The sequence below is a fragment of the Halodesulfovibrio spirochaetisodalis genome, assembly GCF_001672295.1.
GTDB classification, from domain to species: Bacteria; Desulfobacterota; Desulfovibrionia; order Desulfovibrionales; family Desulfovibrionaceae; genus Halodesulfovibrio; species Halodesulfovibrio spirochaetisodalis.
Map to the genome: position 1 here is coordinate 157,286 of NZ_JXMS01000003.1, position 26,020 is coordinate 183,305.

Sequence of the window (26,020 nt, forward strand, 5' to 3'; positions counted from 1 at the left end):
TACCGCAAACTGCTGACAACGTCCTTACCTGCCAGATTGCAGCAACTCTATGCAGTGCAGGGAATGAAAAAAGATCAGGTGGGACAAACAGATAACCATCTGTGAGCGGCTTTTTTTCAAAATGACGCCGCTGTGTACGGAGCATCATCAATCAGCCCCGTCATTTCCTGTAGTACGCAACGGAACCGCCGCACGTACAAGAGCGCCTTCTCCTTCTGCAGAAAGGATATCCAGCATCCCGTGTGCAAGCTCAACTCGCTCCCGCATGCTTCCCAGCCCTACGCCGGACTTTGTGCAGGCATCCACTGAAAAACCTCTACCGTTATCCTGCACATACAGCACACAGCTTTCGCCTTCCTGCTTAACATGCATTGTAATTTCAGTACCCTGACTATGCTTTACAGCATTTGCCAGCGCCTCCTGTGCCACTCTGAACAGCACAGTTTTCTGCAGTTCGGTAAAGACATGTTCGGACACTTCAAACATACTGGAAAATGATATAGCCGGATGTATTGTAGAGGCTTCACTCAACAGCCATCTGAGGGCTGAAATTAATCCCAAGTCATCCAACACAGTGGGACGCAACGCCATAATAATATGCCGCAATTCAACAATTGCCCCTTGCAGCAGCTCTATCATCTTGCCCAGATTAGCGGAATCTGCCGCCTCACCACGCTCCATGCAGGCAACTTCGCTTTCCAGCATATATTTGATGCCTGAAAGCGTCTGGGCAGTACTGTCGTGCAACTCACGGCCTATGCGCTTGCGTTCATCTTCCTGTGCGGAAAGTACCCGTTTGGAAAGTAGCTTTAAATGCTCCGCAGTACGTTTTTCATACGTCACATCTTCAGCGTAAATAGCCACAGCGCTTATATCCAGACTCTCGGTAAAGACAGGGTAAAAGGCAACGTTAAAGCACCGGCTGACATCTGTTTCAATATGCTCTGCCATCCCCATGATGAGAACCGCTTCAAAAGCTCTCCGCCATGCTCCGACAACACTTTCGTGCAGCGTTGTAAAAATATTCACATCCTCAACGGGCTGATCAAGGCATCTAAACTCCTGCCGAGCTGCCTGATTCATGGTAATCACCTGTCCGTCAGGCGCTACAAGCAATGCGCAATCGCTTGTGGAATTCATCAATGTCTTCAGGTTGTTTTTGTGCTCGTGAACCTTCCGCTCTGCCTCAATGCGCTCGCTGATATCAATAGTAAAAGAATAGATCAGCCTACGTCCTTTGTTTTTAGCACTGATAAAATGCACCTCAACGTACCGCATTTCACCATCTGCCTGCCTGTGCAGTGAAGTGAACGATGCATGGCCAGACCGTTTTACCTCCTCTATCCTGTCCTGCACTGCCGCACCGGACATTCCAGTTACACGCTGAACAGACTGCCCGATCATACCATCCTGTTCATACCCGTAAAACTCCGCTGCCCCTATATTCGCCTCTTCAATGCAAAATGTTTCAGCGTCCCATAGAAAACGGATTCCGTGCTTATTCAAAAAAAGATTACGAAACCGCTCTTCACTTTCAGCAAGTGCCTCCTGCTGTTGCTTGCTTCTGGCAACTTGCTCTTCAAGGGTATTATTTAACCGTGCAAGAATAGCTGTTCGCTCTTTGACTCGTTCTTCCAATTCATCACGGGTTTGCTTTAAACTGATCTGTGCAGTTTTCTGGCGTGTCACCTCGGTAGCGACATACAGATACATCGGTTCCGAATTGGGAAACTCCAAAACCTGCGTGCGGGTTTCAAACCATTCATATGTGCCATTGCTGGTCAATTTGCAGCATTCACCGCAAACCTCTTTCTGACTATCTCTGACCGCACAAAGATATGTCCCCACACATCGCCAGCGGCTGGTTCGCTGCTCTTCTAGTTCCTTCGGGCCAATCCCCTCCAGCGAACCGAAGTTTTCTTCAAATTTTTTATTCCAGTATACGGGATAACAAGAGGCAGTAAACAGCGCAACGGCCATAGGACCCATATCCAATGTAGTGATCAGCAGTTCATAAGGAAGTACGGGCTGGTTACGATGGGCGGTATCAACGCAACACGGTGTTTCTGCTCTGCAGATATATCGTGCCGACGGTGACCCCGGATCTTTCGAACATGGCTGCTCATCAATTGTACAAACATGGAACTGCTTATTGCCGGATATACTCTTCATGCTTTCTCCAATCAGTACCGTATGTAATTCAAGTACGCATAGTCATACGACAACCAAGACTAATTGCAACGCATTACAGCACATTATAAAGAAAAGCACACTCATGATCTCCAGTTTAAGCCACCCGACCACAGCAAAAACACGCTAAAGAACGTCTAACATACTCTTATTCATACTTATAATAACAAAAACACCCCGCAGATAGTACTATCTGCGGGGTGTCACTCACTCTAACTAACTATGCTTATGGCATATTAAAGAATAACGTAGCTATGCAGTCACGTTCTCCATAAGCCCTGCTGCCAACTCTGCAACTCTATCTGCATCATTGCTGGTAAGCAGTTCCTGCAAACCTTCATACGGCAGCAACGAGCTATCGTACTCAACAGTTAATGTTTGCGTAAAGATATTCAAATTTGTCTTCTTAATAACAGCGCTTCCGTCTTTGGCAGCGTTTTGCAACTCCGGCAGCTTAGGGTGATTTCGAATATTCAAATCAACCTTCACTTTCAATCTGCCCGGGGTATGTTGTTTTACTGTAAGATACTCTTTTAATTCTGCTAAAACACGTAAATCCATTATCGTATGTCTCCTGCGAGATACCCGCATCAGAAGCAAGCTGATTCATTTAAGCTGTAACTATGTATAAATTATGAAGCGGTTCCCTACCACTTCAACCCGTTATTTGCAAATCATACCAAGGTTCACTAATCATGCTCAATTACAACAAATCCATGATATGGAACATGACAAGGAATTGTAATTTCCAGTGTTCCTACTGTTATTTTCCACATACAAACGAAAAAATACGTAATCCAATCTCTGCAGAGACACTTCTTGAATTTCTAAATAGAAATCATGACAAGTGGTTAGTGGGCATGACAGGTGGTGAACCATTTTTATATCCTGAGTTCGTTTCTCTATGCAAAGAGATTACACAAAAACACTATATTGGAATTGACACGAATCTTAGTTTATCAAAACAAATTAATGAGTTTGCAAAAACAATTTCGCCCCAGAGTGTTAATGATATATATGCCTCACTCCATATTGAAGAAAGAGAAAAAAGAAATGCAATCCCAGCATTTATAGAAAATTACCATATCTTAGCAGATGCAGGGTTTACTATTAAAGTTAATTACGTACTGCATCCATCTATGGAACAGCGCTATCCTGATGACGTTGCGTTTTTCAGTAAACATGGAGTGCCTATCACTCCCCGCCCATTCAAAGGAGTCCATAACGGACTCACATATCCACAAAATTATTCAGCTGAAATCAAAAATATTTTTACAGAACACCCTGCTGCGGGAATAAAGATGGTCTTTAATTTCCGTGGAGTGGATTGCCTGAGTGGACATTCGTTTATTCGTATGGAACCGGATGGAACCATTTTCCGTTGTCCTGGAGACAGAACTGTTCTTGGCAATATCCACGATCAAGTCACCCTGAACAGTTCCGCTACGCCGTGCGCAGTGGACAGATGCCCTTGTCAGGGAGTCAATTACGTAGACTTAAACCCGGCAGAGGGCTGGTTTATAGAAGGAATACGTTCTTTCCTTACAGGTGCATCCAACAGTGCCTCCCACGCTTTCCGACAAACGCTTCTGTATGACAGTGAGCACTCCAGTGCGTTAAACAATATGGGAGTACTGGCCTGCGAAACCAATGATTACGCACACGCCAGAAGACTCTTTGAACAAGCCCATACCGTTCACCCCCATCTTTCCCGATATAAAGAAAATATTACACTGTTGGATACTATCATCAGTGAACAACAAGTCCCCCCACTCTCTCCGGAACTCAGTGAAATAGTTCGCCCAAGTGCGACTACCCCTGAACACTTGGCTGCAACAGGCCAAGCTATCCCCATGCCGCAAAAAGAATAATGCCGGCACGCAACTGCATCAAAACAATAATATAATTTTTCTTCGTAATGATTCACAGAATTAGGTACTTGCGTACTTCTGTGAACTTCTTACCAAGGTGCCGATTGACCCATGAGCTCTACATACAACATCCTCATGTACTCTCACGATACATATGGACTTGGACATATCCGAAGAACAATGGCCATTGCGAAAAATCTAAGTGCTCCGGGAGTTTCCGTTCTTATCCTGACCGGCTCTCCCATTGCAGGCAGATTTTCCATTCCCTACGGTGTAGATTTTGTCCGTATTCCCGGGATGATCAAACAAAGCAATACAGTCTATGTACCCCATTCTATCAAAGTGAATCCGCAAAAAGCGCTTGAGATCCGACAGGAGATCATCACAGCAACAGCTAAATCATTTGATCCTGACCTCTTTATTGTGGACAAGGTTCCGGTAGGATTAAAAGGGGAAGTACTTCCGGTGTTGCAATGGTTTAAAACCTCACGCCCCGACACAAAAGTTGTTCTGGGCTTGCGCGATATTTTAGACGACTCTGCCTCTACCCGTGCAGAATGGAATGACAAAAACTACTTTAACGTACTTGATGATCTGTACTCAGAAATATGGATTTACGGACAGGAAGATTTCTATAATCCCATTGTTGAATACGGGCTTCCTGCCTCCATAAGCGACAAGTGCATTTTTACAGGGTACATCCCCCGTCAGACCCCCAATCGAAAAATAACCCTGAAGCACCTGATAAATGGTAACGGTAATGGAAACAGCTCCAGTGACAACAGCAAACTTATTGTTGTCACAGCTGGAGGAGGAGGCGACGGCTACCATATGCTGGACACCTATCTTTCCATGGTTGAACAGACTCCAGACATACCGTTTAAAACATACATGGTTTCAGGCCCCTTTGTTCCTCAGGATTTACAGGACTCACTCGCCAAACGTGCAAAAAAAGCCGGTGTTATCTTCGCCACTTTTCATAAACGACTGGAAAAGATCATGGCAGCGGCAGATCTTGTTGTCAGCATGGGGGGCTATAATACGGTGTGCGAAATCCTTTCGCTCAAAAAGCCGTCCCTTATTATTCCGCGAGAAAGCCCGCGCCTTGAACAACTCATCCGTGCGCGTGTTCTCCAGTCCGCCAATCTTGCTGATTATATCAAATGGGATTGCCTCACTGCTTCCACACTTCATGAAAAAATTCTCTCCATGCTTGAAGACTCTTCGGAATACGAACAGAGTATTAATGAGTTCTCCATGACCGGCTTTGATGTCATCCGAGACCGGCTTTCTTCGTTTAAAGGAGAATCCGTTGATGCATAACACACCTACACTCGGCATTATCCTGAAGGGATACCCCAGAATCTCTGAAACCTTTATTTCAAATGAAATTAAACTGCTGGAAGAGCAGGGATTCAATATTCATATTTTCTCAATGCGCAAACCGCGTGAAACATTCTCGCACGAATCTGTCCAGTCGATTCATGCCAAGGTTACATACCTGCCGGAACATCTCTCGATAGGATTCCCCCGTCTTCTCTGGAATACGCTGCTCTGCGCTTTGCTGCACACTACGCGATTCCGCAAGACATTCTCATTTTTCCTCTCCCGTTTTTCAGGAACAGACAAACTGCACACATGGATTAAACACTTTATGCAGGCATGCGTAGTTGCCAATTCTGTTGCTCCGCATTCCATTACGCATCTGCACAGCCATTTTGTACACTCCCCCACATCCGTTGCCATGTATGCTGCCAAGCTTGCCGGTATTCCCTTCAGCTTCACAGCACATGCAAAGGACATCTACACCCAGCGTCCAGAACGGGTTGCAGAAAAAATGCAACACGCATTATTTGCGGTAACATGCACCAACTACAATAAAGTCTCTCTGGAAACCATTGCCCGCTCATTTCCCGCACGTAACGCACCGCCCGCCTATGCTCTGGCGCCCATTGCTGACGGCTCTCCGGTGCGCACCCCGCAACCGGGGTATTGCCCTGTACATACGGTTTACCACGGTATTGACCTCTCTTTGTTTTCCACACAACAGAACAGAGTTACAACGACACCACCGTATTCCATCCTTACCGTCGCAAGACTGGTTGAGAAAAAAGGCCTGCTCACCATAGTCGAATCACTGCGCCTGCTCTTTTTACGCAACATTCCTTTTCAATATACCCTGATAGGTGAAGGCCCCCTCATGAAGGAAGTAGCAGACAAGGTCTACCAATACGGACTCACAGACTTTGTAACCTTTGCCGGAACCCTTGCTCATGAAGACGTTCTGCGCCACTACCGCAGGGCAGACGTATTTCTGTTAGGATGCACCACCGCGCAGGACGGGGATAGAGACGGAATTCCTAATGTACTTGCAGAAGCAATGGCAATGGGCGTGCCTGTGGTAGCCACACGGGTATCCGGCATTCCTGAGCTTGTAGAGCATGAGCAGTCAGGCCTGCTTGCACCATGTAACGATTCTGAAGCGCTGGCAGACGCCACAGAGGCTTTGCTTACAAACAATGCACTGCGCCAGACGATCATCAACGGGGCAGAACGCAAGGTGCACCAAGTGTTCAACAACAGGCAGTTGATTATGCAGCTTGCTGCTATTTTTGAATCCAACGGAATAATTCGGGAAGAAGCCGATACCATGTCTGAACTGGAGTGGTCATCTTCATGAAGATCGCGTTCTGTACCCCATTCAAACCGCTGAATCATCCGCGAGTTTCTGGCGATGTCACCATTGCCAAAGGTCTCGTCCGTTTTTTTCAGGAAAAGGGACACGAGGTGCAACTGGTTCCTCATGTTTCAACAACCCGCATATGGAGTACTCCGCAACGGTGGTTACGAGCGCATATTGCTGCGCTTGAAATTCAGGAATACCTGATCAGCGAGAATCGCCCTGATCTCTGGTTTACGTACCACTCATACTACAAGGCACCGGACATTTTCGGCACACTGGCTGTGAAAAACAATATTCCTTACACCATGTTCGCCCCGTCTCACGCGCCAAAACGAAAACAGCACTGGAAAACATGTACGGGATATTATCTGAACAAAAGAGCGTTACAAAAAACGTCACACATATTTTCGAACAAGCAACGAGATCTTGAAGGGCTTGAACAGGTTGTTGATTCAGCAAATATCACGTTCATTCCTCCCGGCATCCGAACAGAGGACTTTACCAGAGACAAAACAACACGGGAAAAAAACCGAACGACATGGAATGCACAAAACTCAGTTGTGGTTCTCACCGTAGCCATGCTGCGGGAGGGCACCAAATCCGAAGGTGTTGAGCATGTGATAAAAAGCTGCGGCACGCTTCTACGTAATGGATATGACATAACGCTTGTTGTGGCGGGAGACGGTACCATGCGCTCTCATCTGGAGACACAGGCACAGCAGCTGCTTCCTGAAAGGCACCACTTTTTAGGCACAGTGTCTTCACAAAAACTCCCGCAACTCTATTCAAGCTGTGATATTTTTGCTTTTCCCGGAATTAATGAGGGGCTGGGAATGGTATACCTTGAAGCGCAAAGCTGTGGATTACCCGTCGTGGCATGGGATCATGACGGTGCACCGCAGGTCGTTACTGATGGCGTTACCGGAATAATCACACCGTCATATGATTCTAAAAAATTTACTGACGCTATCGGTAAACTTACTGCTTCAAAACAACTGCGAACAACCATGGGAACAGCTGCCGCAACACATGCAGCTACCAACCACAATATGCACATTAACTATGAAGCGATGGATCAGAAGTTACGGGACATGATTCAACACTAGCAGCTCATTCTCCCCATACCGGAGGTCGCCATGGAAGAAACATATATCGGTCTTCTGCGTCATGCACCCACAGGTTGGAACAAGGTAAAACGAATTCAGGGGCAACATGATGTACCGCTCCTTCAGGACAGTTACGGCCTCATTGACGAGTGGATGTCGACTCTCCATAAATACCCTTGGTCACAACTCCTTACCAGCGATCTTTCACGAGCGTACCTCACTGCCCTTGCTGTAAACAAACACCTGAACCTGCCTCTTGAGCTCGATCCGCGCCTACGGGAACAGGACTGGGGAATATGGACAGGGCGGTTCATATCGCAACTTCGCACCTACGAACCTGACGAAGTTTTACGGCAGGAATCCGCAGGTTGGAACTTCACCCCGCCCCAAGGTGAAAGCAGAACTCAAGTACTCCAGCGCACTCTGAATGCCCTGCATGATGCAACGCAGAAATGGAACGGCAAAAACATTCTTGTTGTTACGCATCAAGGAAACATTGCCTGTGTTGCCAACCACCTTATGAACAAACAATTCCTTCCTGAAGAAGGAAAACTTGTCGAGAAACATGCCCTGCACCGCATTGTTGCAGACCATACACACGATACTCCCAAGTTTTCCCTCATAGCTCTCAACGAGGTGCTGTGATGCGTATTGTTCACTACTGCCAGCACGTATTAGGGATGGGACACTTTTTCCGCAGCCTAGAGATAGACAAGGCACTCAGTGAGCATGAGGTTACGCTCATCACAGGCGGCGCTCCGCTCTCTATGGAATATCCAGAACACGTTCAGGTCGTTGAACTTCCAGCATTGTCCATGGATGAAAATTTCGGCACATTCGTACACACAGAACCGGATGGCAGCAAACGCGCATTGTCCGAACAAGAGGTTACTGCCATCAAAGCACAGCGGGCAACTATGCTCACTGAAACTCTCATTGCGCTTCAGCCGGATATTTTTTTAGTGGAACTGTTCCCTTTCGGTCGCAAGCAGTTCAGCTTTGAACTCATGCCTGTTCTGGAACTGGCACAGCAAAACACCTTCCCGTACATGTACACGGTATGCAGCGTACGGGATATTCTGGTGGAAAAAGCAAACCAGCAGCAATTTGAAGAACGTGTCATCTCCATTCTCAACACCTATTTTGACGCAGTCCTTGTCCATACCGACCCTGCAGTTATTACACTGGGTGCTACCTTTTCACGCATCAATGACATTACTATTCCCGTGTATGATACGGGGTACATAACACCACGCCCGCAATTCACTCATCCGGATATTACCCGTAAACTACTTGCCATTGCACCGGAGCAACCATTTATTCTCGGCAGCATCGGCAGCGGTTCTGTACATCCTGAAATTATGGAAGAACTTGCAGCGGCCTCCATCAATCTTTCGTCCAATCTCCCACATTCGCTGCTCATCTCTACCGGCCCGTTCATGTCTCAGGAATACCAGTCCCGCATCCGTAACCTGTGCACACCGCACGCGCATATTACCGTTACAGACTTTCTCCCTGACTTCATAAACTACCTGAGTGCAGCTGACCTTTCCGTAAGCATGGCTGGATATAACACGACCATGAATCTTCTTGCTGTAAACACATACGGGCTGGTGTATCCGTTCGACCAAAACCGAGAACAACGACTACGTTCAACCAATCTTCAGCAGTTAGGCGCACTGCAAATTCTGGAACAGGAAGCAATGGCACCGGAGATTTTGAGCAAGCAGCTGGAACACTGTCTTACCAACCCGTCACCGCTTCCGCAGCACAAGGTCGATCTGGACGGCGCGGCTGAATCGGCACGCCTGCTGGAGCGACTGGTTTCAAGTGAATAACTCCAGATAATGTAAGGGATGACCGCATCAAAAAGGAGAGAACATTATGACAGGACACCGACCGTACATTTCTGCACTGTGGCATGCTGTTCCTTCCAACATTCAGGCATTACTGTCACAATATATCCATGCAGGTATAGAGGCATACAAGGCGAACGGATGCCCTATGGGAGAAACACCTACTATATTCTTCCGTGCGGACGATATTGCTATTCCATCCACTCCCTGCAAGACCATGATGCAAATTTTTGCTGAACAGAACACCCCGCTCGGTCTCGCAGTTGTTCCTGCATGGAGTTCCCCCTCCCATGTCGCAACACTCCTTTCTGTCGCACCGGAAAAAAACGAGTTGTGGTGCTGGCACCAACACGGCTGGGCACACGAAAACAACGCCAAACAAGGACGAAAATGTGAATTCGGCAGTGATCGAACCAGTGCTGAATGCGCCGATGAGTTGCAACAAGGGTACTCCACGCTCCACTCCCTGTTCGGCGACCAGTTCTGTCCTCTTTTCACCCCGCCGTGGAACAGAATATCTGATGCGAATATTGAGCTGCTAAAACAAACCGGCTTCAAAGCAATTTCACGCTCTGCCTCCGCCCCGCCCCAGACCATTTTGCCAGACATTCCCGTAAATGTTGACCTGCACACCCGTAATGAACTCACTGCCGCCAGCGGCTGGAAGAATCTGCTGGATGAACTGCGTGAAGGCATTGCTTCCGGCAGATGCGGTGTAATGCTTCACCATGACAGAATGAATACCGCTGCCGCCGACTTTCTTCAGCTATTGCTGATAATCTTAAAAAGCTACCCAGTACAATCTGTTCCCATAAATTTCTATATGCTATGATGGCGGTTACTCATGATTTTGCGCTGTTGCGGGATTCAACGGAAAAACAAGGCGGACTGGAGAGTAGTCCTACTAATTGCAACAGACATTAACCGCAGGAAAAGCCATGCCGAAAACAGACTCAAAAACCGGTTTTTTTACGCATGATGAAAGCCATCGCATTGAATTTCCGTGGAAGAAATCCTTTGAATTTGCGCTGCAAAACTTCCGGCACCGCTTCACCCGTTCGCTCATAACCATGAGCAGCCTTGTTTTGGCTGTAGCCTTTCTAGCTTTTATCCTTGTGAACCTGAATATTGCCAGCGGTCTTGTTGAATTCGGCGGCTCACAATTTGCCCCGTTACTTATGGAAATGGGTTTTGATGTGGATACATCGCTGGGCACAGTTTCAACAGGCCCTAAAGAGCGATGGATTGTTATTCTTTCCCTGCTGGTCTGTACCGTAGGCATTGTTAATGCGCAGCTTATGTCTGTTACAGAACGCTTTCGAGTCATAGGCATTTTCAAATGCCTTGGCGCACTGGACTCCATGATTCTGAGGCTGTTCCTTATTGAAGCTGCCTTGATCGGTGTTGCAGGAGCAGCAATTGGCGCTGCCGGGGGAATTGTTTTTGCGTTCTTGAACGGGCTGGTGAATTTCGGTGTCGCCTCACTCATTCTTGTTTCGCTGGCAGATGTTTTTGTTTCGTTCCTTATCGCTACAGCCATCGGCTTTTGCCTGAGCATTATCGGCGTACTGTATCCCGCCATCATTGCAGCCCGCATGGAACCTGTAAAAGCTCTTAACGCGCAACACTAGGAAGCCATATGCTGCACACAAACAAAAATCATAAAAACAAACGGATGCTCACAGCATTATGGTACCTGCTGCGCAAACCGCATAAAGCACTCAAGTCCATCTATAGAGACAGGCACGATGCCTTGTGGTGGCAAAAATACATCACCGAGCAGTACAACATGGAACGCGGATTACCGCAGGTTGATCTGCTTGATCTCATACCTGAATTTGAAGAAACAATTTCGCCCTACGCCATGCTGGAAGCCGCCGCAACACCTATGGATATTGCTCTGCTTAAAGGGCTTGCCCGCTCGTTTGAACACTGCAACTACCTTGAAATCGGTAGATGGCGGGGTGAATCCATCACCAATGTCGCTCCGCTTACCAACACCTGCTACTCACTGAGCCTTTCACCTTCACAACAGGCACAGGCAGGATTCAGTAACTCCATGATCCGGCAGGACGGTTTTTTCATTACTCCAGAACAATACCCGAACATTACCTGTATTAACTGCGACACGCTTTCATACGACTTTTCCGCTATTACAGAAAAATTTGATCTCATCTTTGTAGACGGCGACCATCACGCAGCAGCTGTTGCCAGTGATACACGCAATATCTTCCAGCTATTAAAAAATGATGATTCCATCATAGTCTGGCATGACTATGCCCAGTCACCGGAAAAAATACGCTGGGCAGTTCTTGCAGGTATTTTAGACGGAGTTCCGCAGAAAGAGCACAAGCATCTCTACCACGCATCCAATACCCTGTGCGCCATTTACACGCGCAAAAAACTGGATGCAACGCATCGGGAATTTGCCATAACTCCTGATAAATTTTTCGAAGTAACCATCCGCGCCCACAGGCTGGCTTCACCAGCAACAGGGCACCCCCCAATGCACAGCCAGGGAGAGGCTCGATGGAAGAAAAGCAAATAATTGTAAGGGTAGAAGGCGTCAAAAAGACCTTTAAAATGGGAAAGCAGCATGTTCACGCGCTGCGCGGGGTTGATCTCGAAATTTACGCCGGTGAATACCTCTCCATTATGGGTGCTTCCGGCAGTGGGAAGACAACCCTATTCAACATGATCGGCGGGCTTGATAAGCCGACTGAAGGCAAGGTCTTTATTGATGAAGTAGATATTTCCCAGCTGGATGCGTACGAACTGGCATGGCTGCGCAACCGTAAAATCGGCTACATTTTCCAGACATTCAACATTATCCCGACACTGACAGCACTGGAAAACGTAACCCTGCCCATGACCTTTGCCGGTATGCACAACGAAGCTGCAACAGAAAAAGGACTTCAGTTACTCGATCTCGTGGGACTGGGAACCCGTCACCAGCACAAGCCCTTAGAGCTTTCCGGTGGTCAGCAACAACGTGTGGCTATTGCCCGCTCCTTTGCCAATGACCCTGCGATTATCCTCGCGGATGAGCCCACCGGTAACCTTGACCAGCGTACCGGTGAGGAGGCGATTGAACTATTACGCTCTCTTTGCAGAGAACGCGGCGTGACCATTATCACCGCTACACACGACTACAAAATGATCAACGTTTCCGACCGCGTTGTGTGGGTAAAAGACGGACGGGTAGATAAAGAAGAACATCGCGATCAGCTGAATATTTCTCTTGGAACTATCGGAGAGAAGGAGCGCGAATGAACTCCACCGTTGCCATACCGTTTCGCACCAGATGCATTGCTGCATGCAGCGCATTCTTTATTCTGTTCTGCCTCGCTCTGTGCTGCACACCACACGTAAGCTATGCCCAGAAAGCAACTGACAGTGCTAAAAAATTACATAAGACAATATACGCACTTTCCTTGCTGCAAGACAGGTACACAGGATCGCAGGGTGCCAAAGAAGCCGCGCGTTTTATTCTTGGTCATTTCAAAGCTGCATTTGCTGATCACAAAACAGTACGCATGGGCATCCAGTCGTATCTGCTACCGATAACTGAATTTAAAAAAGGGCTGTTACGAAGAACAGACACAGTCACAGGAGAAGGGCCTGTGACTCTGCCCCCGTTACGTCTTAACGCCATAACTCCTCCCACAACTACGCCAGAAGGCATACAGGGACATAGTATCTACGTTAAGAGCGGTGAACTTGAAGAGTTTAACGGTAAAGATGTTCAAGGCTCAGTCGTACTCATGGATCTTGCATCCGGTAAAAACTGGATAAACGCTGCTCAGCTCGGTGCATCTGCGCTTATCTATGTGGACAACGGCAACAACGTTCCCACAAACAAAGCTCTTTTCATCGATAAATTTGAACTGACCCCTATTGATTTTCCCCGCTTCTGGATATCCCACGAGCAGGCAACAGAAATTTTTGGCGACCTTGAAGCACTTTATCAGTCCTCCACCCCCAAAGAACAATCCATGACTGTTAACGTTTCTGCCAACGTTAAATGGGTGCAGGCTGAGGGGGAAAATGTATGGGTATTTATTCCGGGAACCGGTGATGATGCCAGCACATCATTCATGCTTGTGGAAGCATTTTATGACACAGGTGCTTTTGTACCTGAACATGCCCCGGGAGCAGATGAGTCCACTTCCATTGCCACCTTACTTTCCATAGCTGAACACTTTGGCAAAAATCCTCCCAATGAATCTGTGCTGTTGCTTGCTACGTCCGGTCATTCCCAGACCAAAGCAGGGGCACGTTCCTTCACAGGAGTACTCTCCCAATCATTGGATGATATCGTAGAAGTATCTGAAGAACTCGCACAAAAAGTTTCGGATGCACGCAATACTATTGCGATATTGCGAAACCCGAACCTGCTTGCCACTCCAGAATCAATTGAACAGTACCCGGCACAGGAACGTGAACTGCTACGCTCAGCTCTTGAGTCTGTATCCAAGACGCAGGTAGACATGCTCACCCGCGAGGTTGTCGCGCTTCGTCTGGCAGCTACCGGAACCGAGGCTGACAGTGCCCGCATAAAAGAACTGGCAGCAAAACGACTGGCCTACAGAAATTTACTCTGGATCAGTGCCCCTCAACAGGCACAACGACCAGTACCCGCAGAAGAAATCACCTTGCTGCGCAGTCTTGTGTCTCTTGCACTAGCAGAACAGCAGGAACGTTTTGCAGACTTAGTCATCCGCTTACGCAGCATTGAAAGTAAGCGCATGTTAAAAGAAACCATTGGAGACCGCGAACTGCAGGCGGGTTTCGGTTTGTACCTGTCCAGTCACGGCAACGGCATAGGTGGATTTACACGCGGTTACCTATATGAATTAAAAGCCAGTGTGAACAGAACTTCCTTTTTTGAACCATTGGTAGAAAGCGTTACAGATATGGCTCGGGAAATCCCCAGATACGAAGAGCTCTGGCAGGATTCATTACACCCTACCCCGACTAAACCGTGGCAAAGTTATTTACCGGATCTCCCTAAATTCTGTAGTGAGGTTCTTGCCATTGCCGGATTCCCCGTCATTACCATAGCCTCGCTTCACGACTTCCGGCCATTATGGGGAACTCCCTATGATGTACTGGACGCCACGGATGCAGAATACGCACTGAAGCAAACTGAATTTGTCACCGCCCTTATCACCAAACTTGCTGACGGCTCGTTGCCTGAAATTGAAAGAGGAAGAGACGGTTTTGCTACACTTGGCGGAAGCGTTAACCTCCAGCGGCAAGGGGAGCCGTTCCCAGATAAACCTGCGGTAGGAACTCTTGTACTCACCTACCAAGGCCCTTCCCGTTTTTATTCTCTGGTAAATACGGATGGTACATTTGAACTGCCAGGCCTTGCCACCTCGCAACAGACTGTTCACAAGGCAGTTATTGAAGCATTCAGGCTGGATCCGGATACCGGCCTTGCCGTCTGGGCAGTAGATAAACCAAGCACCGGTAAAGGTAATTACCGTGTCAAAATGCGCCGCAACACCATGGGAACGCAGCTCACCATGTTTGACTGCGCTCAATCCACACTGTTCAACCTGCTGGATGCCCGTACGCTTGCGTATCTGTACCGGACAGAAATTATTGATGCGCGTACCGAAACAAGTCCGCTGCGATACTGGTATTCACGTCTGGACACACGCAGCTCCACTCTCGGTACCTTTTTCCTTGAACCGGATGTTCCATTTAAGCTGACGCTTTCCGACACAGTGCTTGGCAAGAAAGTGTTATTACTGAACAACACTCCCGAAGACCCGCTTGGCAAAGGTTACCTTATCAGCAAATGGCCTGTTATCCCGTTTACGGAATACCATGCGGCAAAAGATATGTGGACTTTGCTCATTCCCCGCATTCAGAATTTAGAAGAAAAGGGAATCAACAACGAACGGATATCCACACTCTACCAACAGGCAGAACAACTTCTTACACAAGCTGAGAAATACTATTCCGTTCGAGACTGGGTCGGTCTGCTCAATACATCCAGAGCAGCACTTGCTACAGCCTCACTTGTCTACAATGACATTGAAGGAACCCAACGGGATGTACTTTCTGGTGTTCTGTTCTACATCGCGCTGTTTGTACCGTTTGCCTATTGTCTTGAACGTCTCTTTTTCGGCTTTGCCTCAATTTACAAGCGCATCCTCGCATTTCTAGGTTTACTTTGCGCTACTATCGGGGTGGTCTACCTTGTTCATCCGGCTTTCCAGCTTACCTACAGCCCGCTTATTGTTATTTTGGCGTTCTTTATTATCGGGCTCTCGTTCCTTGTGTCGCTTCTTATATTCTTCCGGTTTGAACGAGAGGTAAAAAGCTTTCAGGAACAGGCACATAATATTCAGGTAACCGAAGCAAACAAAAGCGCCACATTTACAGCAGCAATGGCCATAGGCGTCAGTAACCTACGGCGCAGGCCGCTACGTACGGCATTGACCATCATTACACTGACTATTCTTACCTTCACCATCATGAACTTTACATCCACCAAAAGTGTGCGCACTGCCGGCTGGGTGGAATTCAGCAATACAACACCGTATTATGGTCTGCTCCTGAAGAATCCGAATTGGCGCGATATGCCAGTAGAGGCATTGCAAATCACCCATGACATGTTCGGTGCTAACGGTATTATTGCCCCACGAGTCTGGTTTGAAATTGAAGATAAAACCCGCGCTCCGTTCCTACCTATGGGATACAACGGCAAAGTTTCTTCCGCACGGGCTCTTATCGGCTTATCGCCTGCCGAAACCAATGTAACCGCTCTGAACAAGCAGCTTATTTCCGGCTCATGGTTTACTGATACCGACCAGCACGCCATTATCCTGCCGGAGACAATCGCAAGCCAGCTTGGCCTTACCAGTATTGGAGCAATCCCGCCAAAAATCATTTTTTGGGGAATTCCGTACACAGTTCGGGGGATCATTAAAGACAAGGCATTGGCAGAAAACAGTGATCTTGACGGGGAGCCAATTACCCCGATCATTTACCCGAATATAGCAGCATCTGATCTGAGCGAAACAGAGGCAGAAGCATTGAGCCGCGGTGAAGATCTATTACGCTACGAAAGCCGGTATGAGCATATCAGCGGCGCGCGCACAGTTATTATCCCTGCGCATACTCTACTGTCAGAGGGTGGTGCCCTGAAAGCCATTGCCATTAAGACAGGGAAAAACAAGCCGGATGATGTGAACCACGGTATCACGAACCTTGGATACCGCTTCGGCATGCTTATTTTCAGTGGAACCACCACTGGAACCTACTTGTACTATGCTTCCAATTTCATCAGCTACAGCGGGCTTTCAACCATTCTTATTCCAATCGGCATTGCTATTCTTATTGTACTGAACACAATGATCGGCTCCGTGTACGAACGCCGCAGTGAGATCGGAGTCTACACCTCCGTTGGACTTGCGCCTTCTCATGTTGCCTTCCTCTTTGTTGCGGAGTCACTGGCATTTGCCATTATCAGTGCAGTATTCGGCTATCTTATCGCCCAAACTGTTTCCGGAGTCATGTCCGGTACAGACCTATGGGCTGGTATGACGGCAAACTATTCTTCCACAGCCGGTGTCATGGCGATGCTGCTCATCATTGTTGTGGTGCTCATTTCATCGATCTACCCGTCGCGTGTTGCATCAGAAATCGCAATTCCTGACGTCACCCGCGCATGGAAACTGCCTGAACCTGAAGGTGATGTCATGCGCATTGAACTGCCATTTTTGGTACGAAGTTCCGAGCAGGCATTCGCTGGTGGCTTCCTCTTTGAATACTACAACGGGCACGCGGATATTTCACACGGAGACTTTTCCACCGAAGATATTTCATGCTCTTTTCTGCCGCCTGATGTTCTACTTGAAAAAGGACTTATCCCTGAGAATGTTCAGGAGGATATGGCAGGAGACGCCTGCCTTACATTCGACTTTAAAACATGGCTTGCCCCGTTTGACTTTGGTGTGCGTCAAAACGTGCAACTCATCATGTGTCCTTCTGAATCGCATCATGGATTTAAAGAAATTCACGTTATCCTCAGGCGCGAAGCCGGAGAAAAGCGGGTCTGGCAAAACCTGAACAAAGCATTCCTTCACGGTCTGCGTAAACAACTTCTTGTATGGCGTTCCATCGATAAGGGAGCCAGAAAAAGTTATGAAGCCGACCTGAAAAACGCTCTCGCTGAAAAAGGGAAAAACATTCCACACACCGCTATGGATACAACAGGAGGCAACGCATGAACCCGTTACGACTCCCCGCTCTAATCCTTGCTGTTCTTTCGGGAATATTCATGTGTGCCATAGGGCCATTCAATACCGCATGGCTTGGCGGAACCCCGCTTGGCGGTGGTCATTTCCCTCTTGCTCCATTCTTCGTATCCTTCTTTTTGTTTATTGCCACGGCAATAATTGCTAAGGCAACAAACATAAAGCCTCTCATAAACGGGACTGAACAGCTTGTCATATGGCTGTTTATGGTCATAGGGGTTGGCATTGGATATTCAGGACTTGCAGAATCATTTTTCTTCAACATCACTGCGCCGGCATATTATGCAACTGGTGGATACACGTGGGTACCAACACTTTCCCCGTACCTGCCCGAATCATGGTACATAAATGACCCTTCCGTAATTAAACCGCTTTATGAAGGGTTAAGCGGTGCACGGAATATGAACATGCTTCAGGTTATCAGCAACGTGCCGTGGTCAGCATGGACAGGTCTGCTTCTCCTGTGGGGATTCTTCATTATGATGGCTTACCTCACCATGTTGTGTCTGGTGAACCTCTTCGGCAGGCAGTGGGTTGAAAACGAACGCGTCAACTTCCCGCTGTTGCGTGTTCCCCAATTTATGAGTGAGGCGCTTGATGCTGGAAAAATGGGAGAATTTCTTTCAAATAAGTTCCTCCTCTGGGGCATCGGAATTCCTGTATTCCTGCACCTTATTAACGGGCTCAGCTATCATTACCCTTCTATTCCGCAACTGCCCCTGCTGGTACTGGCCGGACAATACTTCCCGAAATACGGCTTGTTTTCCGGCTTCAATAAATTACAGCTCTATATCGTACCTGCATACATAGGATTTGCATTTCTTGCCACACGCCAAATCGCGTTCAGTTTCTGGTTCTTCTACATCTTCGGTGCTCTGTTCATGGGAATTCTCTATGTACTCGGATTCAACATCCCTCAGTCAGCCATGGGCATCAACTTCGGCCCTAACCTTGCCCGCCCTGCCGAAGCGACGGTTATCGGTTCCACATTCATCTTTTTCCTGTTCATTCTGTGGCTTGCAAGAGAACATCTCGTCAATGTGTTCAAGTCCGGCCTGCACAACACCAAGGTACATCAAGGTGAGATCATCCCGGCAGCGTGGTCATTATGGGGAGCAGTTGCCGGTCTTATAGGCATGATGATCTGGTGTTACTGGTTCGGGATGTCTATTTTCGGCGCTGTCATCATGCCGCTGGTCTTCTTCATGATTCTGCTGGTTGTATCCCGCATTATTACACAAGGTGGTCTGCCTCAGTTTATGCTGACTGCTGCACCTTCAGACGGTGCAGCAGGCGTGCTCGGAACACGGTTCCTTGGCGCAGCAGGCATTACGCTCACGGCTGTTCTGCAAAAAATGATGTTCCTTGATGTACAGGAATCACTCATGCCGAACCTCGTGCACGGCAACAAAATTTCTGAAAACACCAAAAGCAAACGTCGCTTCTTTATCGCCCTGACCATCCTTCTTGCCCTGTGCGTATGCACTGCGTTCTGCTCTATGCTTATTCTGGGCTACAAAACAGGTCTGCGGGATCTGAAGCTTGAAGTCGAAGCACAGTCAGTTCTGTCCGTATACGAAAATGCAGGAAGACTTCTTGATGCACCGCTTACAGCCAACCCGTGGATAACCACGTTTGCCATCATCGGTGCCATATTCATGGGCATACTGGTATTCTGCTTCTACAAATTCCCGTGGTGGCCGCTTCACCCGCTGGGGTATCTTGCTGCATACAGTAAAAGCATGCGTATCCTCTGGGTATGTTTCTTCATTGGGTGGCTTTGTAACTATCTTGTGCTCCATTACGGGGGCACATCATTATATAGAAGAATACAGATGCTCTTTGTAGGACTTATCATCGGTGACATGCTTATGGGCGGCATATGGGCCATTGTGAGCCTGTTCTCTGGAATTGTGTATCCAGTCTTTCCGGAACTGGGGGGCTAGACCATGTATCAAGATAAAGAACTGCAAGAATATCGTGACCTGCTCCAGCCGCCAGCCGAGTTCGATCAGGGGTTCGACTGGAAGACCATTATTGGTGCGATTTTTATAGGCTTCTTAATGATGCCGGGCAGCATGTACCTGCAACTTGTCATCGGACAAGGAATCGGGCCTGCCGCACGTTGGGTAACGATTATTCTTTTTGCTGAAGTGGCAAAACGCTCATATACGGAATTGAAACAACAAGAAGTATTCCTTCTTTTCTATATGGCAGGTGCGGCACTGGCTTCACCATTTTCCGGCCTGCTATGGAACCAGTATCTGGTGCAGTCAGATGCTGCAAAAATGCTGGGGCTTACTGAATTCATCCCAACATGGATAGCTCCACAACCCGGGTCGGAAGCACTGGCTTCGCGTACTTTTTTCCATGAAGACTGGCTGATACCTATCCTGCTCCTTGTGGGTGCCCAAATAGTCCAGCGTATTGATCACTTTGGTCTTGGTTATGCCTTGTACCGTCTGACTTCAGATGTAGAAAAACTGCCGTTTCCAATGGCACCCGTTGGGGCACTGGGAACCATGGCACTGGCTGAATCAACAGAAGACCGAAAATCCGGCTGGAAGTGGAGAATTTTCTCCGTAGGTGGCGTTATCGGGTTAATCTTCGGGTTCTTCTATATTCTCCTCCCCGCCCTGTCCGGTTTGTTATTTGAGGAACCCATACGTCTGATACCTATCCCGTGGATTGAGCTTACACGGCACACAGAAGCCGTTCTTCCAGCTGTTGCCACAGGCTTGCAGTTTGACCTTACGCTGGTCTTTGTAGGTATGGTACTCCCGTTCTGGGCGGTTATCGGGGGACTTATCGGACTCATCGTCACCATTGCAGCCAACCCGCTCCTGTTCGACATGGGGATTCTTCACCGCTGGAAACCGGGGATGGAAACTGTTGAAACAGTCTTTGCCAACAACTTTGACTTCTATATGTCATTCGGTATCGGACTTGGACTTGCCATTGCCATCATCGGTGTATGGCAGGTAATACGCTCGTTCAGAACACAGAGCGGCGGACTTGATTTTTCCAAACTGCTTAATCCGCCCGCAGGACGAGGGGACATCAACTTCTGGCTGTCCATCGGCATCTACTTCTTCTCCACCATTGCCTACATTCTTATATGTCGCTGGCTGGTTCCAAGCTTTCCGTGGGTCTTCTTCCTGATCTACGGTTTTGTGTACACGCCTATCGCGTCCTATATCAGCGCCCGAATGGAAGGAATTGTAGGTCAGTTCGTTTCCCTGCCGTTTGTGCGGGAAGCAAGCTTTATCGCCGGTGCCAAGTATTTCGGCTACAGCGGCATAGAAATTTGGTACGCACCGATTCCGCTCCATAACTACGGTGAAGCAACCGTACAATTCCGTGAGATTGAACTCACAGGCACCAATCTTCGCGGGATCATTAAAGCGGAGTTTGTGGTTTTCCCTATCGTTATTATTGCGTCTTTACTGTTCTCACAATTCCTCTGGAAACTGGCACCTATTCCGTCCGCCAGCTACCCGTTCGCCCAGAAAATATGGCACTTGCAGGCACTCAACTCGCTACTTATGCAATCCTCTACCCTTGAAGGCAATTCGCTATTCTATCAGGCACTCAACTTTCTCTACGTGGGTTCCGGCATCGGGCTTGGGCTTATTCTCTACGGCTTCCTTTCCATTTTCGGACTACCCATCATGCTTGTATACGGCGTCGTCCGCGGCCTTGGGCAATCCACCCCACACGGTATCATTCTCGAAGTCATAGGCGCCTTGCTGGGACGATACTTCTTCCTCAAAAAATACGGTAAGGAGTGGCGGCATTATGCGCCGGTATTACTGGCAGGATTCTCCTGTGGTATGGGGCTGACAGGCATGCTTGCCATGGGCTGCACGCTTATCCTCAAATCCTTAAGCCAGCTTGCATATTGACTCAGCGGGATGCTTGCCTCCGGCGGGCAAGGGCTCTGCCCTGCACCCGCAAGGGGCTCGCCCCTTGACCCGAGTATACGCGAAACGGTCCGTCATTTATAGAACCGGAAGCCGCGAAGACGCTATCCTTCCATAACAACAGAAAAGGTTGTTCTGACGCCTTAATTATCGATTGAGTACATCCGCATATCGCTATGTCATTTTGTAAAAGTCACACGCTTACGTATGTAATATAAGCTTCGCTCCTGACTTTTTATAGTCCCCATCCTACACATACGTTACCCCAATATGAAAATCTCCCTTAAGGCTGTCCCTCAAATGAAGGGCAGCTTTTTTGCTATAGAAAGGTAACTGTTACGCGACTTCAAACTGCGTAAGCAATGGACTGATTCGCGTATAAACGGGGTCAAGGGGACATGTCCCCTTGCGGGGGTGCAGGGGGCAGAGCCCACCTGCCCGTCGGAGACAACAAAAAAAGCTTACGGTATCAACCTTCACACTGATACAGGTTTCCTGCCTGTGTTTCCTTCACAGAATCTTCTTCATCCTGTAAAACACTCACACAGCTGTCAGCACTGGATTAGCGGGCGTTGTGCCAGTTTCATCCAGCAAACCGGCAGTATTTATTTTTCAATCAATAAACATTGTTCATTCAGGTCAGTTTACGTTCTTTCCGGTCATAATTCGTTATACGTTTTATGTGCAAAAAATCACGATGTGTAACACCATGAGCAGGAAATAAAAGCGTTGTCCTCTCCCGTAGTCACGATACAGTACGGACTTCTGAATGTTCAGATATAAATCTTCCTGAGGAGATAGCATGGAATTCAATCTGGAATTAGAAACCAAGAGACTTGAACGTAAACTTACCCATATCGCTAAAAAAGGGTTCCTGCCTGAGTCTCTTTTACAAATAGTCAGCAATACTGCTGTGCTTCAGCTGGCAAGCAGAGCCAATATTACTGTTGCTCCGTTGCAGCCTCAGGTTGCTTCTGACATGCATATTCAAGGTGCCCCGCTTGTTTCCAGAGCCGCTTTTCCCTACGACCCTAAGGAAACCGCTATTCTCTTCGGCAAGATGCTTGCTATGTTAGATAAAGCAGAAGAGCCGCTGGCATCCTCCGCCATGAAAATCAGAGAAGCAATTGAAAAACAAGAATTAAGCATTCAGGAAGCATGTGATGCGTTTATCGCAGAAGACAACATGTTCTTTGCTGACTGGGCTGCCCGTATTCCTGAATCCCCGAGCCTTGTACGTTTTCTGGCTCAAGGCAGTGTAACTCCGTCATTACAGGCGCAGACAGAACAATTAAAAGAGCATAGAAGCGATGAAGAGCCGTGGCCTTACGGACACTGTCCACACTGCGGATCTCAGCCTCTTATTGCCGCATTAAAAGAAAAAGAAGGCTTCAAATACCTCACCTGCTCATTCTGTCGTCTTGAATACCGCGCTAAGCGCCTGCAATGTGCTTTCTGCGGCGAAGAAGACCACAACAAACTCGAATACTTCAAAGCTGACGGCGAACCGGGATATGAAGTTCAGGTTTGCAAAACATGCAGCTGCTATATTAAAATGAGTGATTTCCGTGAATTTGATAGGGTAAGCATTCCTGTCCTTGATGACCTTGAATCTCTCACACTCGACATTCTTGCTCGTAAACAAGGATACGCACGCCCTACACTCTCAGCATGGGGGTTTTAATGACGAAAAATACTTCCTGTCCACAGTGCAAACCTAAACCGATTACTGTCACACAATACAAAGACGGTCAGTGGGCTGTGCACCCTGACGTTGTCAGTATTGAGGTACCGGTAACACTGCACTTTAATAACGAGCCCACCCAATTATGGGCATGGCCGGAGCATCTTGAAGATCTGGTCGCCGGACACGCACTGCTCGATCTTGGCGGCGGCAGCATGGAAACTGTTGTCGAAAAAGTTAATGATCACGAATTTTCAGTAACGCTCGGCGAACCTATTGAAAATGATCTGGAACCGGGAAAACTCCACGGTGCAGAAATGCTTGCCGCAATGGCCAAATTCATTGATGAAGAAGGTCAATGGCATGGCACAGGATGTTTCCATAGAGCGGGAGTCTACGATGCAAAAACGCATACTATGCTCCATCGCACCGAGGATATCGGCAGACATAACTGCGTTGACCGTCTTGCAGGTTGGGCAAGCAGAACAAAAACTCCGCTTTCCGGACTGGTACTCATGGTATCTGCCCGTGTGACAGCCAGCCTGTGTGCCAAGGCACTGCGTGCAGGATACAAGTTCATTATCAGCCGCTCTGCTGTAACAAGTGCTTCCATTGCAATGGCACAGGAACACGGTGTTACTCTTGTGGGCTTTGCCCGAGATCAAGAAAAACGCTTTACCGTATTCCATGACCTGCAAACACCGAGGGTACTGACCTAATGCTCGAAAACGGTTCAGATATTCTCACCGGAATAGTACTTGCCGGTGGACTGAGCTCACGAATGGGTCACGATAAGACCCGCATACACGTGCATGGAGAATCCGAGCCGGATCTGCTTGTCTACACATGCAATCTGCTGGCTTCTGTGTGCTCTGAAGTATGGGTTTCCAGCAGGGAAGCCAAACCGCATGCGGACGGCTATCTCTGGGTGAAAGATGAAATTGAAGGTACAGGCCCTATCGGGGGGATTATGACCTCTCTGCGCGCTGCGCAGGGGCCCGTACTTGTTCTTTCCTGTGACCTGCCGTTCATGGATTCAGCAATGCTGCAAAAGCTGATTTCATTCTGGAAACAAAAGCCGGAAGGAACACTGCACACCACATTTTTGCAAGAAGAAACAGGGTTTATTGAAGCACTTGTTTCCATCTATGAGTTCGAGGCACTGCCCCTTTTTGAACAGGCAGTTGACCGTGGAATATATAAACTGAGCCGTGTTGTTCCTGAGGAACACAGGCACAGCCTGCCATATTCCCAGCAGGAGTCTTTGCCGTTCTTTAACGTAAACTATCCCGCAGACCTTGAAATGGCCCGCCGGATCATAGCTGCAATATGACACATACAACTATTAATACAGAAATAAACCCGTCGGTTGCCCTTACCGACAACCACGGGCGTACAGTCAATTACCTGCGTGTTTCTGTGACCGACCGCTGTAATTTGCGCTGCATGTACTGCTGGTCAGAAGACGGCATGCAGTTTATCCCGCATCCGAACATTATTACGTATGAAGAGATTGCCAGACTCGTGGACATTTCTGTCGCCATGGGGGTCAGTAAAGTACGACTAACCGGCGGAGAACCCTTTGCCAGACGCAACTTCCTTGATCTGATAGAAATACTGCTCACCAAACATCCTGAGCTTGATTTACGGCTTACTACCAACGCAACGCTCATGGGCGGAAAAGCAAAAGCGCTTGCGGATCTCGGTGTACGGTATGTGAATATTTCACTGGATACCTTTGACCGGAAAAAGTTCCAAAAAATTACCGGTCGCGACATGCTGCGCAACGTCACCCGATCTATTGATGACTGTATGGCACACGGGATTAAGGTTAAGATCAATACCGTTGCCTTAAAAGGAATCAATGACGACGAACTCCCCGTGTTTGTGAACTTTGCCAAAAACAATCCTGTGGACGTGCGGTTTATTGAGTTTATGCCTATGGGCGACTGCAGTGCATGGAGTGAAGAAAACTTCTGGTCTGCTGATGAGATCATGGCTGAAACCAACAAACTTGCGGTACTCACCAAACTGGAAAAAGGAGAGCGACGTTCAGGCCCTGCCAAGCTCTTCGGTATCGAAGGCGGAAAAGGTCGTCTTGGCTTTATCACCCCAATGTCCAACCACTTCTGCTCCTCCTGCAACCGGTTGCGTATTACTGCTAACGGTAAGTTACGTACCTGCCTTTTCTCAGACAGTGAGCTTGATCTGCGCACCATGCTCCGTAATTCGTCCATAACAGATGCAGATATTGCAAACGTCATGCGCGAAGCTAACATTACGAAACCTCTCGGTGTTGAATTGCTTCATGCAAAACAGCAAAAAGAAGTCGCCGTTACCCGCATGAACGCAATCGGCGGCTAATATCTTTTTCGAAAATTTGCAGAGAAACTCCATATTTTCTGAATAAAAAAAGGATGATGCTGGCGCA

19 protein-coding genes are annotated in these 26,020 nt (G+C 48.0%); 17 read left to right on the forward strand and 2 right to left on the reverse strand.

The genetic code is table 11. From position 1 onward, the window contains the following. Positions 1–147 precede the first annotated feature (147 nt). Entirely contained in the window at positions 148–2,172 is a 2,025-nt protein-coding gene (locus SP90_RS02990) for a PAS domain-containing sensor histidine kinase (RefSeq protein ID WP_066852404.1), read from the reverse strand. 270 nt (positions 2,173–2,442) lie between these two features. Continuing rightward, positions 2,443–2,751 carry a hypothetical protein gene (locus SP90_RS02995; RefSeq protein WP_066852406.1) on the reverse strand — a complete coding sequence of 103 codons (309 nt, stop codon included), beginning with the start codon at positions 2,749–2,751 and terminating at the stop codon, positions 2,443–2,445. A 134-nt stretch (positions 2,752–2,885) separates the two neighbouring features. On the opposite strand from SP90_RS02995, the gene SP90_RS03000 reads away from it, so the two are divergent. The 17 genes from SP90_RS03000 (at position 2,886) to moaA (ending at position 25,953) form a co-directional block, all read left to right on the forward strand. Then, positions 2,886–4,061 (forward strand): radical SAM protein, encoded by a 1,176-nt coding sequence (locus tag SP90_RS03000; RefSeq protein ID WP_066852408.1) that lies wholly within the window; start codon positions 2,886–2,888, stop codon positions 4,059–4,061. Positions 4,062–4,172: 111 nt separating this feature from the next. Then, positions 4,173–5,384, forward strand: a complete 1,212-nt coding sequence (locus tag SP90_RS03005; RefSeq protein ID WP_066852410.1) for a glycosyltransferase family protein — start codon at positions 4,173–4,175, stop codon at positions 5,382–5,384. Then, a complete protein-coding gene (locus SP90_RS03010) occupies positions 5,377–6,741 on the forward strand; it encodes a glycosyltransferase (RefSeq protein WP_066852412.1) in 1,365 nt (454 codons plus the stop codon). The genes SP90_RS03005 and SP90_RS03010 overlap by 8 nt, the downstream gene beginning before the upstream one ends. Further along, positions 6,738–7,850 carry a glycosyltransferase family 4 protein gene (locus tag SP90_RS03015; protein WP_066852414.1) on the forward strand — a complete coding sequence of 371 codons (1,113 nt, stop codon included), beginning with the start codon at positions 6,738–6,740 and terminating at the stop codon, positions 7,848–7,850. Before SP90_RS03010 ends, SP90_RS03015 begins: the two co-directional genes overlap by 4 nt. A gap of 30 nt (positions 7,851–7,880) precedes the next feature. Beyond that, positions 7,881–8,495: a histidine phosphatase family protein gene (locus tag SP90_RS03020; protein ID WP_066852415.1), complete on the forward strand. Its 615-nt coding sequence runs from the start codon at positions 7,881–7,883 to the stop codon at positions 8,493–8,495. Then, complete coding sequence (locus SP90_RS03025) at positions 8,495–9,688, forward strand: glycosyltransferase family protein (protein WP_066852417.1); 1,194 nt, start codon at positions 8,495–8,497, stop codon at positions 9,686–9,688. Before SP90_RS03020 ends, SP90_RS03025 begins: the two co-directional genes overlap by 1 nt. Before the next feature lie 46 nt (positions 9,689–9,734). Then, entirely contained in the window at positions 9,735–10,538 is an 804-nt protein-coding gene (locus tag SP90_RS03030; protein ID WP_066852421.1) for a polysaccharide deacetylase family protein, read from the forward strand. A 106-nt stretch (positions 10,539–10,644) separates the two neighbouring features. Next, complete coding sequence (locus SP90_RS03035) at positions 10,645–11,337, forward strand: ABC transporter permease (protein WP_066852423.1); 693 nt, start codon at positions 10,645–10,647, stop codon at positions 11,335–11,337. Between the two features lie 8 nt (positions 11,338–11,345). Beyond that, positions 11,346–12,254, forward strand: a complete 909-nt coding sequence (locus SP90_RS03040; RefSeq protein ID WP_066852426.1) for a class I SAM-dependent methyltransferase — start codon at positions 11,346–11,348, stop codon at positions 12,252–12,254. Then, positions 12,236–12,979 carry an ABC transporter ATP-binding protein gene (locus SP90_RS03045; protein ID WP_066852428.1) on the forward strand — a complete coding sequence of 248 codons (744 nt, stop codon included), beginning with the start codon at positions 12,236–12,238 and terminating at the stop codon, positions 12,977–12,979. Before SP90_RS03040 ends, SP90_RS03045 begins: the two co-directional genes overlap by 19 nt. Further along, the gene (locus SP90_RS03050) at positions 12,976–17,955 is read left to right on the forward strand and encodes an FtsX-like permease family protein (RefSeq protein WP_082936262.1); all 4,980 of its coding nucleotides are present in this window, start codon (positions 12,976–12,978) and stop codon (positions 17,953–17,955) included. Before SP90_RS03045 ends, SP90_RS03050 begins: the two co-directional genes overlap by 4 nt. Beyond that, a complete protein-coding gene (locus SP90_RS03055; protein WP_066852430.1) occupies positions 17,952–19,928 on the forward strand; it encodes a DUF6785 family protein in 1,977 nt (658 codons plus the stop codon). Before SP90_RS03050 ends, SP90_RS03055 begins: the two co-directional genes overlap by 4 nt. Before the next feature lie 3 nt (positions 19,929–19,931). Further along, positions 19,932–21,887, forward strand: coding sequence for an OPT family oligopeptide transporter (locus tag SP90_RS03060; RefSeq protein WP_066852432.1), 1,956 nt, complete (start codon positions 19,932–19,934; stop codon positions 21,885–21,887). Positions 21,888–22,707: 820 nt separating this feature from the next. Then, positions 22,708–23,589: a formate dehydrogenase accessory protein FdhE gene (locus tag SP90_RS03065; protein ID WP_066852434.1), complete on the forward strand. Its 882-nt coding sequence runs from the start codon at positions 22,708–22,710 to the stop codon at positions 23,587–23,589. Beyond that, a complete protein-coding gene (locus SP90_RS03070) occupies positions 23,589–24,308 on the forward strand; it encodes a formate dehydrogenase accessory sulfurtransferase FdhD (RefSeq protein ID WP_066852436.1) in 720 nt (239 codons plus the stop codon). The genes SP90_RS03065 and SP90_RS03070 overlap by 1 nt, the downstream gene beginning before the upstream one ends. Beyond that, positions 24,308–24,922 (forward strand): molybdenum cofactor guanylyltransferase, encoded by a 615-nt coding sequence (gene mobA, locus SP90_RS03075; protein WP_066852438.1) that lies wholly within the window; start codon positions 24,308–24,310, stop codon positions 24,920–24,922. Before SP90_RS03070 ends, mobA begins: the two co-directional genes overlap by 1 nt. Beyond that, positions 24,919–25,953, forward strand: a complete 1,035-nt coding sequence (gene moaA / locus SP90_RS03080; protein WP_066852440.1) for a GTP 3',8-cyclase MoaA — start codon at positions 24,919–24,921, stop codon at positions 25,951–25,953. The genes mobA and moaA overlap by 4 nt, the downstream gene beginning before the upstream one ends. Positions 25,954–26,020 lie beyond the last annotated feature (67 nt).

What these genes read in the sequence shown, in the direction of transcription:
- SP90_RS03045 (WP_066852428.1), top strand. Translation starts at nt 12,236, where the DNA reads ATGGAAGAAAAGCAAATAATTGTAAGGGTAGAAGGCGTCAAAAAGACC.
- SP90_RS03010 (WP_066852412.1), top strand. Translation starts at nt 5,377, where the DNA reads ATGCATAACACACCTACACTCGGCATTATCCTGAAGGGATACCCCAGA.
- SP90_RS03040 (WP_066852426.1), top strand. Translation starts at nt 11,346, where the DNA reads ATGCTGCACACAAACAAAAATCATAAAAACAAACGGATGCTCACAGCA.
- SP90_RS02990 (WP_066852404.1), bottom strand. Translation starts at nt 2,172, where the DNA reads ATGAAGAGTATATCCGGCAATAAGCAGTTCCATGTTTGTACAATTGAT.
- SP90_RS03015 (WP_066852414.1), top strand. Translation starts at nt 6,738, where the DNA reads ATGAAGATCGCGTTCTGTACCCCATTCAAACCGCTGAATCATCCGCGA.
- SP90_RS02995 (WP_066852406.1), bottom strand. Translation starts at nt 2,751, where the DNA reads ATGGATTTACGTGTTTTAGCAGAATTAAAAGAGTATCTTACAGTAAAA.
- SP90_RS03070 (WP_066852436.1), top strand. Translation starts at nt 23,589, where the DNA reads ATGACGAAAAATACTTCCTGTCCACAGTGCAAACCTAAACCGATTACT.
- SP90_RS03025 (WP_066852417.1), top strand. Translation starts at nt 8,495, where the DNA reads ATGCGTATTGTTCACTACTGCCAGCACGTATTAGGGATGGGACACTTT.
- SP90_RS03000 (WP_066852408.1), top strand. Translation starts at nt 2,886, where the DNA reads ATGCTCAATTACAACAAATCCATGATATGGAACATGACAAGGAATTGT.
- mobA (WP_066852438.1), top strand. Translation starts at nt 24,308, where the DNA reads ATGCTCGAAAACGGTTCAGATATTCTCACCGGAATAGTACTTGCCGGT.
- SP90_RS03060 (WP_066852432.1), top strand. Translation starts at nt 19,932, where the DNA reads ATGTATCAAGATAAAGAACTGCAAGAATATCGTGACCTGCTCCAGCCG.
- SP90_RS03035 (WP_066852423.1), top strand. Translation starts at nt 10,645, where the DNA reads ATGCCGAAAACAGACTCAAAAACCGGTTTTTTTACGCATGATGAAAGC.
- moaA (WP_066852440.1), top strand. Translation starts at nt 24,919, where the DNA reads ATGACACATACAACTATTAATACAGAAATAAACCCGTCGGTTGCCCTT.
- SP90_RS03020 (WP_066852415.1), top strand. Translation starts at nt 7,881, where the DNA reads ATGGAAGAAACATATATCGGTCTTCTGCGTCATGCACCCACAGGTTGG.
- SP90_RS03055 (WP_066852430.1), top strand. Translation starts at nt 17,952, where the DNA reads ATGAACCCGTTACGACTCCCCGCTCTAATCCTTGCTGTTCTTTCGGGA.
- SP90_RS03050 (WP_082936262.1), top strand. Translation starts at nt 12,976, where the DNA reads ATGAACTCCACCGTTGCCATACCGTTTCGCACCAGATGCATTGCTGCA.
- SP90_RS03030 (WP_066852421.1), top strand. Translation starts at nt 9,735, where the DNA reads ATGACAGGACACCGACCGTACATTTCTGCACTGTGGCATGCTGTTCCT.
- SP90_RS03065 (WP_066852434.1), top strand. Translation starts at nt 22,708, where the DNA reads ATGGAATTCAATCTGGAATTAGAAACCAAGAGACTTGAACGTAAACTT.
- SP90_RS03005 (WP_066852410.1), top strand. Translation starts at nt 4,173, where the DNA reads ATGAGCTCTACATACAACATCCTCATGTACTCTCACGATACATATGGA.